At 34.3% G+C, this 12,985-nt stretch carries 13 protein-coding genes; 12 read left to right on the top strand and 1 reads right to left on the bottom strand.

Translation table 11 applies throughout. The annotated features are described in order from the left end of the window. Positions 1-325: 325 nt before the first annotated feature. Together FLAPXU55_RS15000 and FLAPXU55_RS14995 are read left to right on the top strand one after the other, a co-directional pair. Positions 326-559: a helix-turn-helix transcriptional regulator gene (locus FLAPXU55_RS15000; protein WP_053470231.1), complete on the top strand. Its 234-nt coding sequence runs from the start codon at positions 326-328 to the stop codon at positions 557-559. Positions 560-620: 61 nt separating this feature from the next. After that, on the top strand, positions 621-824 hold the full coding sequence (locus FLAPXU55_RS14995; RefSeq protein ID WP_053470230.1) for a helix-turn-helix domain-containing protein: 204 nt from the start codon (positions 621-623) through the stop codon (positions 822-824). A gap of 53 nt (positions 825-877) precedes the next feature. Here the strand turns inward: FLAPXU55_RS14995 and FLAPXU55_RS14990 are convergent, their stop codons facing one another. Then, positions 878-1,345, bottom strand: coding sequence for a UpxY family transcription antiterminator (locus tag FLAPXU55_RS14990; RefSeq protein WP_053470229.1), 468 nt, complete (start codon positions 1,343-1,345; stop codon positions 878-880). A gap of 556 nt (positions 1,346-1,901) precedes the next feature. On the opposite strand from FLAPXU55_RS14990, the gene FLAPXU55_RS14985 reads away from it, so the two are divergent. From FLAPXU55_RS14985 to FLAPXU55_RS14940, 10 genes are all read left to right on the top strand, one after another. Beyond that, complete coding sequence (locus FLAPXU55_RS14985) at positions 1,902-2,336, top strand: adenylyltransferase/cytidyltransferase family protein (protein ID WP_073485088.1); 435 nt, start codon at positions 1,902-1,904, stop codon at positions 2,334-2,336. Continuing rightward, the gene (locus FLAPXU55_RS14980) at positions 2,326-3,330 is read left to right on the top strand and encodes a mannose-1-phosphate guanylyltransferase (RefSeq protein ID WP_180858752.1); all 1,005 of its coding nucleotides are present in this window, start codon (positions 2,326-2,328) and stop codon (positions 3,328-3,330) included. Before FLAPXU55_RS14985 ends, FLAPXU55_RS14980 begins: the two co-directional genes overlap by 11 nt. A gap of 15 nt (positions 3,331-3,345) precedes the next feature. Continuing rightward, positions 3,346-4,299, top strand: a complete 954-nt coding sequence (locus FLAPXU55_RS14975) for a GDP-L-fucose synthase family protein (protein ID WP_180858750.1) — start codon at positions 3,346-3,348, stop codon at positions 4,297-4,299. A 98-nt stretch (positions 4,300-4,397) separates the two neighbouring features. Then, the gene (gmd, locus tag FLAPXU55_RS14970; RefSeq protein ID WP_053470226.1) at positions 4,398-5,522 is read left to right on the top strand and encodes a GDP-mannose 4,6-dehydratase; all 1,125 of its coding nucleotides are present in this window, start codon (positions 4,398-4,400) and stop codon (positions 5,520-5,522) included. 313 nt (positions 5,523-5,835) lie between these two features. Next, positions 5,836-7,296 (top strand): UDP-glucose 6-dehydrogenase, encoded by a 1,461-nt coding sequence (locus tag FLAPXU55_RS14965; RefSeq protein ID WP_180858748.1) that lies wholly within the window; start codon positions 5,836-5,838, stop codon positions 7,294-7,296. Then, on the top strand, positions 7,277-8,569 hold the full coding sequence (locus FLAPXU55_RS14960; protein WP_180858746.1) for an MATE family efflux transporter: 1,293 nt from the start codon (positions 7,277-7,279) through the stop codon (positions 8,567-8,569). Before FLAPXU55_RS14965 ends, FLAPXU55_RS14960 begins: the two co-directional genes overlap by 20 nt. Positions 8,570-9,162: 593 nt before the next feature. After that, positions 9,163-10,089, top strand: coding sequence for a hypothetical protein (locus tag FLAPXU55_RS14955; RefSeq protein ID WP_180858744.1), 927 nt, complete (start codon positions 9,163-9,165; stop codon positions 10,087-10,089). 10 nt (positions 10,090-10,099) lie between these two features. Next, positions 10,100-11,110, top strand: coding sequence for an alpha-mannosyltransferase (locus FLAPXU55_RS14950; protein WP_180858742.1), 1,011 nt, complete (start codon positions 10,100-10,102; stop codon positions 11,108-11,110). 6 nt (positions 11,111-11,116) lie between these two features. Continuing rightward, on the top strand, positions 11,117-12,091 hold the full coding sequence (locus FLAPXU55_RS14945; RefSeq protein ID WP_180858740.1) for a hypothetical protein: 975 nt from the start codon (positions 11,117-11,119) through the stop codon (positions 12,089-12,091). Between the two features lie 22 nt (positions 12,092-12,113). Further along, positions 12,114-12,965, top strand: coding sequence for a glycosyltransferase family 32 protein (locus FLAPXU55_RS14940; RefSeq protein ID WP_180858738.1), 852 nt, complete (start codon positions 12,114-12,116; stop codon positions 12,963-12,965). The last annotated feature ends 20 nt before the right edge of the window (positions 12,966-12,985 follow it).

The raw sequence follows: 12,985 nt of genomic DNA, 5'->3' as shown, positions 1-12,985 counted from the left end.
TTTACATTTTTTTGAGAAGTTTTTCAGCCATTTTTACCTCAATATGATAGCTGTAAAAGGCTGCAAATTGTATTTTATCGGATTTTAAAATCCTTTGAACAGATTTATTATTATAAACTGAAAACAATATATATTTTTAACCACGATTTAAAAAGAATACTAAATAAAAACGGTCATTTAGCTTTATTCTTTATTAATAATTAAACAGTTATTGTAAAATAGTAGTTTTTTTACAAAGTATAATGAAAAACAAATTATCACTCTATTGTATTTTTTGAGGTACAATAGTAATCTCAAAATAAGGATTATTTATATTTTTTGTTTTATGAAATACAGTGTATACGAAAATATTAGAAAAATAAGAGAATTAAAAAATCTAACCAGAGAATATGTGGCGGCCGAACTAAAAATGAGCACCAGCGGTTATGGCAAAATTGAAAGAGGCGATGTTGATTTGACAGTGTCTAAATTAATTGAAATCTCAAAAGTTTTAGAAGTCTCAATTGAGTTCATATTCAAATTCGATGTTTCGATTTTTTTTAATGAAACAACCAGATAAAATATTTGGAAAATAGAAAGCAAGCTTAAATAGATAAAATAAATAATTAAAAATGAAAGTTATGGAAAATTACTACTTAAGAATAAAAGAGTATCGGTTGCAGAATAATCATACTCCTGAATATGTTGCTATTCAGATGGAAATAAGTGTAAAAAAATATGAAAAAATTGAAAATGGAATGATTGACCTAAAATTGTCAAAACTGGATAAACTGGTTAAAATTTTAGGAATCAAAAAAAGTGAAATTTTCAGATTGAGCAATTAGTATTTTTTTGAAAAAGAAGAGTTCCTATAAGAACTCTGTTTTTATTTATGTTATTACTTATGTTTTACTTTTAAAACATATCCCAAAGATTCTAAAATTAAAACATAATGCGTTTTTGTAATGTCTTTTATAACGGCATTCTGATCACAAAAAGGCCCGGAATTCAAATGTATTTTATCACCTATTTGGTATTGCATCACTGAAATTTCTTTAGCAGTATCTCCACAATTAAGCCATTCTTTTATCGTCTCGATTTCCTGGTCTTTTACAATTGCATGTCTTCCCAACCAAAATAAATATCGAACTACACCCGGAGAATAAAACACCATATTTCTATCTTTTTCAGGTATTTGCACAAAGATATAGTTGTTAAATAACGGCACTTCTACCTTTATTTTTCTATCAGATCTTTGCTGTGTTTTTTTAATCAGAGGGCAGTAACAATTAATGTTATACTTCGTTAATTGTTCTGCTGCTCTTTTTTCCCATTTGGGTTTTGTATAGACTACATACCACTTCATAATTCTTAATTTATTTATAGTAATTGTAAATCAGTTTTAAAGTAAGGTAAGCTTGTATTGGTATTTATTTTTTCTAAAAATAGTTTTCCTTATAACTGTTAATAATCGTTAAAGATTTATAAGTCTTGAAGCACCATTTCAGTATTAATATAGGATGTAAATTTAATCTGGTGAGACGAAAATTATTTATGGTTTTCATGCTAATTTTTCCTTATTCAGGACATTTAGTTACAAAAAAGTAATTTCTTATCATCTTCATTATCATAATTTTATCTTAAATTATTGTTGTATTCAGATTGATATTATGGATTTTAATTTTCTGTTTTTGCATAACAGAAATTAATCTTTTTAAAACAGTCAAAAACCACAATATTTTTAGTTTTTATACACCTAATTTTTTCTTTTTTGAGTAGTACAAATTGTAACTATTCACGGGGAACCCATTTTTTAAATTTTAAAAAATAGCGCCAAAACCCCAGTAAACAGGTTCACAATACTTTTTCACAAATCATTACTCCATTCATAAACTGATTATTTAATTTAAAACATTAAAAAGATGAAAATTGGAATAACCTTTAGTGCCTTTGACTTGCTGCACGCGGGACACGTAAAAATGCTTGAAGAAGCGAAACAAAATTGTGATTATTTAATTGTTGGCCTGCAGACTGATCCAACGTTAGACCGCCCAACAAAAAACAAACCAACGCAGACTGTTGTCGAAAGATACATACAGTTAAAAGCGTGTAAATTTGTCGACGAAATTGTACCTTATGCAACAGAGCAGGATTTAGAAGATATTTTAAAATCTTTTACTATCGATATGCGTGTTTTAGGAGATGAATATAAAGAGAAAGACTTTACAGGAAGAGCCTATTGCGAAGAAAAAGGAATCGAGTTGTATTTTAATACCCGCGACCATCGTTTTTCGAGTACTAACCTTCGTCATGAAGTGTATCAAAAAGAAATTTTAATACATTCTAATGGCAATTAGTACCACTATTACTCATGTAGTTTTAACTGGCGGAGTTGGCAGCAGATTATGGCCTCTTTCCAGAAAAACACTTCCAAAACAATATCTTGAACTTTTTGACGGACAATCACTTTTTGAAAAAACAGTAGCTCGTAACGAAAATGTTTCAACCAAAATGATAGTTGTTGGAAATATTGAAAACTACAAAATGACGAATGCGATTATGTCAAAACTCAATAAGCATTTTACTCATATTGTAGAAGCCGTTCCTCGTAATACAGCCGCAGCAATTGCCTTTGCTGCATTTGCATCAAAACCAGACGATATTTTATTGATAACCCCCTCAGACCATATTATAGAAGGCAGCGAATTATACAATAATGCTTTATGGCACGCCATTGTATTAGCTAATCAGGATTATTTAGTAACCTTTGGCATAGAACCCACTAAACCGGAAACAGGTTACGGTTATATCGAATTTGAGGATGAAAATGTAATCGCATTTCATGAAAAACCTGATTTTGAAACGGCAGTAAAGTATCTTAAAAAGAAAAATTATTTCTGGAACAGCGGACTTTTTTGTTTCAAAGCCGGAAAGTTTTTATCCGAACTAGAAAAACAGGAACCCGAAGTTTTCAAAGCTTCAAAAATAGCTTGGGAAAACAATACAAATGGCTTTTTGAACTATGAATTATCAATCAATATTCCTTCTATAAGCATTGATTATGCGGTTATGGAACGAAGTAAAGACATTAAAGTTGTTCCCGCACATTTTGGCTGGTCAGATTTAGGTTCTTTCGAATCGGTTTATGATTATTTGGTTCAAAAAGGACATCCCATTGATGCCAACAGAAATATTGTTATAGGAACTTCATTGCATACCACTTTTATCGGCGTTAAAAATTGCATTTTGATTTACACCGCCGATGCTTTGATGGTTTTGCAAAAAGAAAATTCTCAGGAAGTAAAACAAGTTTATCAGCAATTAGAATCGATTGCTTCTCCGCTGCTGTAAAATAAAATTTACGCTATGATCAATAAAAAATCCATAATATATATTGCCGGACATAACGGAATGGTAGGAAGCGCTATTTGGAGAACGCTGACTGCAAAAGGCTACACGAATCTTATTGGAGCATCCAGCAAAGAATTAGATTTAAGAAAGCAAAAAGCAGTTCGGGATTTTATCAGAAAAACAAAATCAGATGTAATTATCGATGCCGCTGCAAAAGTGGGAGGAATTCAGGCCAATAATGATTTTCCGTATGATTTCTTGATGGAAAACATGCTGATTCAAAACAATCTCATTAACGAAGCGCACCGTTTAGCGGTAGATAAATTCATTTTTTTAGGAAGTTCCTGTATTTATCCAAAATTTGCACCGCAGCCGTTAAAAGAAGAATATCTGCTCACAGCTCCTTTAGAACCCACTAACGAATGGTACGCTTTAGCAAAAATCTCCGGAGTAAAATTATGCGAAGCCATACGCAGACAATATCAAAAAGATTTTGTCAGCATGATGCCAACCAACTTATACGGCACGCACGACAATTTTGATTTAAACAGTTCGCATGTTTTACCCGCTATGATCCGTAAGTTTCACGAAGCCAAAGAAAACAACAATGCCGTAGTAATTTTGTGGGGAACAGGAACACCCATGCGTGAATTTCTATTTGTAGATGATATGGCAGAAGCAGTAGTTTTTGCTTTAGAAAATGAGCTTCCCGAACATTTGTATAATATTGGAACAGGAAAAGATTTAACCATTAAGGAACTTGCCGCATTGGTACAAAAAATTGTAGGCCATACCGGAGAAATTCTTTGGGACGACACAAAACCCGACGGCACACCACGAAAATTAATGGATGTTTCTAAAATGCACAGCATTGGCTGGAAACACCAAATAGAACTCGAAGAAGGAATACAAAAAACCTACACTTGGTTTTTAGAAAACATCGAAAATTTCAAACAAAAGGTTTACTGATCTTTTGCCCTTCAAATTACCCCAAACCCATTTATCGTTACGACTTTATAAAATTTGCGACTTTGCAGCATAATGCCTTTGTGCCTTATAATTAAATTATGAATCCATTGAAAAAAACAGCTCTTATTACAGGAGTTACAGGACAAGACGGAGCCTATTTAAGTGAATTTTTATTAGAAAAAGGCTATATCGTACACGGATTAAAAAGACGTACTTCTTTATTTAATACAGACCGAATTGATCATTTATACCAGGATCCGTATGTAGAAAACAGAAATTTTATTCTGCATTATGGCGATATGACAGACAGCACTAATTTAACCCGAATCATTCAGGAAGTTCAACCTGATGAAATCTACAATTTGGCCGCTATGAGCCATGTAGCCGTTTCATTTGAAACTCCGGAATACACAGGAAATGCAGATGGTTTAGGAACCTTAAGACTTCTGGATGCCGTTCGTTTGCTCGGTTTAGAAAAAAAGACACGGATTTATCAGGCATCGACTTCAGAATTGTATGGAAAAGTACAGGAAGTTCCGCAGTCTGAAACAACACCATTTTATCCGCGTTCGCCTTATGCAGTAGCCAAAATGTACGCGTATTGGATTACGGTAAATTACAGAGAAGCTTACGGAATGTATGCCTGCAATGGGATATTATTTAATCACGAATCACCCATTCGCGGAGAAACTTTTGTAACAAGAAAAATTACCAGAGCAACGGCAAGAATTGCTTTAGGATTACAGGATAAATTATACTTAGGAAATCTCGACGCACAGCGCGATTGGGGACATGCAAAAGATTATGTTCAAATGATGTGGATGATTTTGCAGGCCGATGAACCGGAAGACTGGGTAATTGCTACAGGAAAAACCACAACAGTTCGCGAATTTGTACGAATGAGTTTTGCCGAAGTTGGTATTGAACTGGAATTCAAAGGAAAAGGAATAAACGAAAAAGCTCTTGTAAAATATTGCAGCAATCCAGATTATCAAATCCCGATTGGTAAAGAAGTATTAGAAGTTGATGCGAATTATTTTAGACCAACAGAAGTCGATTTACTGGTAGGCGATCCCACAAAAGCCAGAACGAAACTCGGCTGGAAATGCAAATACGATTTAGAATCATTGGTAAAAGAAATGATGCAGTCAGATTTAAAACTGATGGAGAAAGAACAGCATTTAAAAGAATGTGGTTATACGATCTTAAATTATTTCGAATAACGAATACTGCAAATTAATTTAAACACATAGAAACATAGTTTTTAGGAATCTTAAAAAAGATTACAAAAAGAAACTAGTTTCTAACACATAGTTCTCAATGTTTGTCATTCCGAGGAACGAGGAATCGCACAAGCAACTCCGCAACAGCAAGTCGCCAATCTTTTTCAATTCTCTAATGCGATTACTCGTTCCTCGGAATGACAAGATTGCACTGTCTATGTTTGTTAATGCAAGTGAAACGCCTTTTAAAGATTCCGAAAATCTATGTCTCTATGTGTTTAAAAGAATTAAGTCTCATGAAAAACGTATTTAAATGAAAATCAAAAATATTTGCTGCCTAGGAGCAGGTTACGTTGGAGGACCCACAATGTCTGTTATAGCATTGAAATGCCCCGAAATTAAAGTAACAGTTGTAGATTTAAATACAGATCGTATTTCGGCATGGAATGAAGAAAATTTAGATAAACTACCTGTTTACGAACCCGGACTTGCAGATGTAGTTCGGGAAGCAAGAGGACGTAATTTGTTTTTTTCAACCGATGTTGATGCCGCAATTGAAGCCGCAGATATGATTTTTATCGCCGTAAATACGCCAACAAAAACATACGGCGAAGGCAAAGGAATGGCTGCCGATTTAAAATTTGTAGAATTATGCGCCAGACAAATAGCCAGAATAGCTAAAAATGATAAAATTATAGTCGAAAAATCAACGCTTCCTGTTCGAACAGCGCAAACTTTACAGACTATTTTAGATCATACGGGCAACGGCGTAAAGTTTGAAGTACTTTCTAATCCTGAGTTTTTAGCTGAAGGAACTGCCATCGAAGATTTATTTAATGCTGATCGAGTTTTAATTGGAGGAAATCAAACCGAAAGTGGTCAAAAAGCCATTCAGTCTTTAGTTGATATTTATGCACATTGGCTTTCGCCGAAACAAATTCTAACTACAAATGTTTGGTCTTCAGAATTATCAAAATTAACAGCCAATGCCTTTTTAGCGCAGAGAATTTCATCAATTAATGCATTATCTGCGTTGTGCGAAGCCACCGAAGCCGATGTTGATGAGGTCGCCGCCGCGATTGGAACGGATAGTAGAATTGGTTCTAAATTTCTTAAAGCTTCAGTAGGGTTTGGAGGATCTTGTTTTCAAAAAGACATTTTAAATCTAGTGTATTTGTGCCGTTATTTTAATCTGCCGGAAGTCGCTAATTATTGGGAACAAATTATTATTCTGAATGATTATCAAAAATACCGTTTTGCCAAAAATATTATCTGCTCTCTTTTTAATACCGTAAGCGGAAAAAAGATAACCTTTTTAGGCTGGGCTTTCAAAAAAGACACTAACGATACCAGAGAATCGGCAGCGATTTATGTTGCCGAACATTTAATCGAAGACGGAGCAGAAATTCATGTTTACGATCCCAAAGTTTCCGAAGAAAAAATTAAAGCCGATATGCGTTATTTATGGGAATTAAAAGGACTTTCTGAAGAAAAAACCAAATCAAAATTAAATCAAATATTCGTTTACAAAACAGCGATAGAAGCACTTGATGAAGCTCATGCAGCTACCATATTAACAGAATGGGACGAATTTAAAACCTACGATTGGGAAAGTATTTACAACAACATGTACAAACCCGCTTTTTTATTTGACGGACGAAATATTCTCGATTTTAAAAAATTAGCAGCAATAGGTTTTCAGGTAAAAGGAATTGGAAAAAATAATTCTTTTAGTGCTAAATTAAAAGTAGAAAATGAACTGGTCATTAGATAAAATAAAACAGCACCAGCATTTCGATAAAAGTCTAAATTTTATAAAATTAATTTCGATTGTAGGAAGTACAGAAGTAATCCTAAAATTAATCGGATTTGTTTCCGGGATATTAATTGTCAGAATGCTGCCTGTTCAGGAATACGCCTTATACACGCTCGCCAATACCATGTTAGGAACTTTAGTAATGTTTACAGATTCCGGTATTTCAAACGGAGTCATGGCACTAAGCGGCAAAGTATGGAAAGACCCTAAAAAACTGGGAGAAGTTTTGGCAACAGGTTTAGATTTAAGAAAGAAATTTGCATTTATAGCCTTAACCGTTTCTACCCCAATAATCATTTATTTATTATTAAAAAACAATGCAAGCTGGTTATCGGCAGTTTTAATTTTTCTGTCCTTGATTCCGGCTTTTTACGCCGCCTTATCAGATTCTTTACTAGAAATAACACCCAAGTTACATCAGGATATTTCGAGTTTACAAAAAAATCAATTGCGAGTTGGATTTGGACGATTGCTATTAGTAATCCTAACAATTTTTATTTTTCCCTGGACATTCGTCCTTATTTTGGCTTCAGGAATTCCGCAGATATACGGCAATTCCAAACTCAAAATAATCAATAAAAAGTTTGTAGACAGCCACCAAAAGCCAGATCCCGTAATTCGTAAAGAGATACTCAAAATTGTAACCCGCATCCTGCCCAATATTATATTTTATGCACTATCAGGACAAATCGTAATTTGGATATTATCTGTTTTTGGCAACTCTACTGATTTGGCAAGTATAGGAGCGTTGGGCAGATTTGCGGCACTCATGGCTTTTTTTACCACGATATCAGGCACTTTATTTTTACCACGATTTTCAAGATTAGCAGATGATAAAGAAATCCTTTTAAGATATTTTTCATTTTTTCAGTTAATCCTTTTTTTGGCAGCAGGCTTTATAATGCTCATTGTATTTTTATTTCCTGCTCAAATGTTATGGCTTTTAGGAGCTTCATACAGTTCATTGTCATCTGAACTTTTTTTGATTATGTTATCCAACTGTATCGGATTAATTGCAGCAATGAGCGGTAATTTAATAGGCAGCAGAGGACATTTTTTAAATCCAATATTTGTAATAGCGCTCAATTTAGGAACCGTTATACTAGCTTATTTTATTTGGGATTTAACAAAGCTTCGAGGCATTTTGTACTACAGCATTTTTAACCAATGTTTTTCATTATTAGTAAATTATATATTTAGTTTTTCAGTAATAATTAGAGCTAAGAAATAAATTAAAGAATAAAGAATAAAGGATAAAGGATAAAGGATAAAGGATAAAGGAATAGATTATCAATCAATATAAACATAGCCCGCGGTTTCAACCGCGGGAACGCAAGATTGTCACAACCGTTTCCCGTGGTTCAAACCACGGGCTATATTTGAATAGGTTTGAGCGAATTATTTGGAAGCATAACCGCGGTTTCAACCGCAGAACGCAATATTGTCGATTACAATAAACATAACCCAACATAAACATAGCCCGCGGTTTCAACCGCGGGAACGCAAGATGATCACAACCCGTTTCTCATGGTTGAAACCACAGGCTATATTTGAATAGGTTTGAGAGGATTATTTGGAAGCATAACCGCAGTTTCAACCGCAGTACGCAATATTATCGATTACAATAAACATAACCCAACATAAAACATAGCCCGCGGTTTCAACCGTGGGAACGCAAGATGATCACAACCCGTTTCCCGTGGTTGAAACCACGGGCTATATTGGAATAGGTTTGAGTGAATTATTTGGAAACATAGCCAGCGGTTTCAACCGCTGGAACACAAAGAGATTAACGAGCTATATTAAAAACTATAGAATTTAAACATGAATAAATTACCAGGCCAAGGCGGACTTACCAAAAAAATAACCATAGCAAAAGGCAGAGCAAACCGTAAAAAATTTGCCAGACAAGTAGCAATAGGATTATATCATTTGGTAAACCAAGTCAGTAAAAAAAAAACTATTGAAATGGAGGTTGCCAGTTTCTCCTCATTCAATGATTTTCACGAGCAGGTCTTGTCTGTTTTATCTTTTATTCGTTACGTAGGAAAACCAATTAAATGGACACTTTATTCAGACGGAACACATACTCAGGCACAAATAAACCAACTCGAAAGCAATTTTGATTTCCTAAAAGTCGCCGAAGGACTCGACTGGAGCGAAATAGAATCCTTAAAAGGTTTATGCAAAGAAGAATTAGAACCTTATGAAGATTACTTAATCGATTATGCTAAAAAATATCCATTAGGCAAAAAACTGTTTTACTATTTAAATCATCCAATCGAAAAACCAACACTATTCATAGACTCAGATATTTTGTTTTATGAACACGCCAATGTTTTAAAACTAATACTAACAGAAAAACCCAAAGCAAACGGCTGGTATATGCCAGATGTAAGCTGGGGATGTTTAGACAGTCGTTATAAAGCCCTAAACTCTGAACAAATATATCAGGTAAACTCCGGTTTTATTTTTGCCAATGAAGCTTTTAAGAACATAAAAGAATCTTTAGACTTTTTTAAAACCTATAATTTCACTTACGAATATTTTAGCGAGCAAACCGTTTATCACCATTTGCTAAAAAATAATTCCTATATGCCTTTAACACCTAAAACCTTCATTTTAGACTCAGGCGATCAATTTGATTTTTCCTATTTATTCAACCCAAAACAAATGGCCGTTCGGCATTATACAGGACCCGTTCGCCATAAAATGTGGCAGAAAAATTATAAATGGCATTTAAGCTTGTAAACCGATATAGATGAAAAAAGGAATTGTTTTAGTAGCCAATTTAAAAAGTCAGTGGTACAGCGAAAACCTAATTTATTCCATTAGAAAAAGCGGATGTACATTGCCAATTCGATTAATTCATTTTGGAGGAGAAAAAGTAAATTCTCAATATATCTTAAACGAAGTTGAATTTTTAACCGTAGAAGATTTTTCGGAAGAAGCCAGAAGTTTTATAAAAAACCTGAGAAGTGTTTTAACAGAATGTCCAATGGGATTTCTATACCGCTTTTTAGCATTCTTTTCAGATTGGGACGAATTTATTTATACAGATAATGATATCGTGGCGCTAATGAATTGGGAACGTTTGTTTGAATTTGCAAACGGACATGATTTAGTTCACGCCGATACAGAATACACAACCTGCGGCATACACAATTATTTGCAGCCCGAAAAAGTAAAAGAAAATTTCGGAAAAGACAGTTTGAATTCAGCCATTACAGCTGGACATATCTTGGTCAGAACAAGTTCAAAAATGATTGAAGATATGAACGCCGCTGTAGAATGGTTCAAGCAGCATCCAGAAATTCCAAAAAAACACGATCAATCCTTATTACATATCGCTTCATTATTGGGAGACTGGAAATTACTCAATTTATGCAAACCTCCATACAATTGGCTCAGTTCATGGTCTGGAGATTACACCAATAGTTTAGATTTAATTCACGCCATTCAGGGAGGGTACCAACAAAATACAGACTCGTACAAAATTTGGTATTCCCAATTGTCTGAAGAATCTAAAATAGTGGTCAATAAACAATCTTCTTTTAGAGCTTTAAATGTACCAATTAGTCATTTGCATTATTCTGGCAGAGGCCGTTTGGGTGCAGAATCAATCGACGAATTAATGTATTCCAGCCAGACAGATAAAGAGCGAATGATGAATTTGTATAAAGTGCAAAGCTCTGATTTATTTTATATTACCTATATCAAACATCAATCAAAACGAGTTACAAGAAGACTTAAACGCATCTTAAATTTATAATACTATATGATGAATGCAGCAGTTTGCACTATTTTCGAGGGTCACTACCATTTTGGAGTAGCTGCACTTTCTAATTCACTATATCAAAACGGATTTAGAGGCAATATTTATGTAGGTTATCGGGGCAAATTACCCAACTGGGTTTTAAAAGGTGAAAAAGAAACAATTGGCAAATGGAAAGAAGCCATTATCCTAACTCCGGTGCAGGACATAAAACTGATTTTTCTGCCAATAGTGACCAACTATAATATGGCAAACTACAAGCCGGATTTTATGCTGGAACTATGGGAAGGCCCTGCAAAAGATGCAGACGCCATGTTTTATTTTGACCCGGATATTGTAATAAACGATTCATGGGTGTGCTACGAACAATGGATAAACTGCGGTGTTGCACTTTGCGAAGATGTGAATTCACCTTTGCAGGAATTTCACCCCCGGCGGCAAGGCTGGAAAAACTATTACAAACACTATCATATCGACTTACACTTTAAAAACGCAATTTATGTAAATGCCGGTTTTGTTGGACTTCTTAAAAAAAACAGCTCATTTTTAAATTTATGGGTTCAGATGCAGGAACTTATGGGACCTGCAATTGGAGGTTTAGAGAATTCTATTTTTTTAAATCAATCCTATAATTCAACGGTTTTAAAAAGAGAAGGATTCCAGATTTTTGATAAACCGGATCAGGATGCTTTAAATGCAGCGATTGAAGTTTATAATGATCCTGTAAGTTATATTGGAAAAGAAGGAATGGGTTTTTCTGAAGGTGATTCGACAATGTCCCACGGAATGGGAAGTCCAAAACCATGGAAAGCGCACCATTTATTAAGAGCCGCGCAGGGAAAAATCCCTAGAAATTTAGATGTTATTTATTGGAAATATTGTAGTGAACCCATATTGGCACATTCTAAATGGGAAATTACACGAAAATTAATAGGTATTAAAGTAGCCAAAGTTATTGGAAGATTCTATAAAGTGTAAATTTTAAAACGGATAAAAAATTATGATTCCAAAAACAATTCATATTTGCTGGTTTAGTGGTGAAGATTATACGCCATTTATAAAAGAATGTATGGCTACCTGGAAAATTCACCTGCCTGAATTTGAGTTACGAATATGGAATAAAGATAGTTTTGATTTTGATTCGATTCCTTTTGTAAAAGAAGCCTTTCAGGCAAAAAAATGGGCTTTTGCAGCAGATTACATTCGTCTGTATGCCTTATATACCGAAGGTGGTTTATATCTGGATTCTGATGTTAAAATACTGAAACCATTTAAGGAAACTTGGTTTGATTATGACTTTTTCAGCGCGCACGAAATACATCCCGGTTTGTTTGAAGATGCAGGCGGACTTAAACAGTTAAACGCTTCTTATCTGCCTGTAAACGGTGAAACAATTACCGGTTTTGCAGTTCAGGGAGCCATTTTTGCCTCGGTGCCCAATCATCCGTATATCAAAGATTGTTTAGAACAATATAAAAACCTGCAGCTATTTGGTGAGGACGGAACCATGAATTTAAAAAAAGTTATCATAGGTTCTGTAATAACTCCGGTTGCCGAAAAATACGGTTATACCTATCAAAATAAAGAACAGGTTTTAAGAGAAAATATGCTGATTCTTCCGGCGAATATTCTGGTAGGAAATTCTATTTATTTAGACAGAAGATCGTATGCAATCCATTTAATAAACGGAAGCTGGCGCGGAAAAAAAGGCATTGAAAAGTTCCTGCATTTAGTCCGGAACCATTACCCCAGATTATTTCCCGTCGTCAATTTTATTGATAAAAGCGTTAAAAAAACCTATCGTACATCAAAATACCTCAAAACAATTATTACAAAACACTCATCCATTTGATTGACGAGAAACTAAAAAAC

Origin of the sequence: Flavobacterium panici, assembly GCF_903819335.1 — a bacterium.
Classification (GTDB): Bacteria; Bacteroidota; Bacteroidia; order Flavobacteriales; family Flavobacteriaceae; genus Flavobacterium; species Flavobacterium panici.
This window is presented reverse-complemented; position numbering and strand designations above follow the sequence as displayed.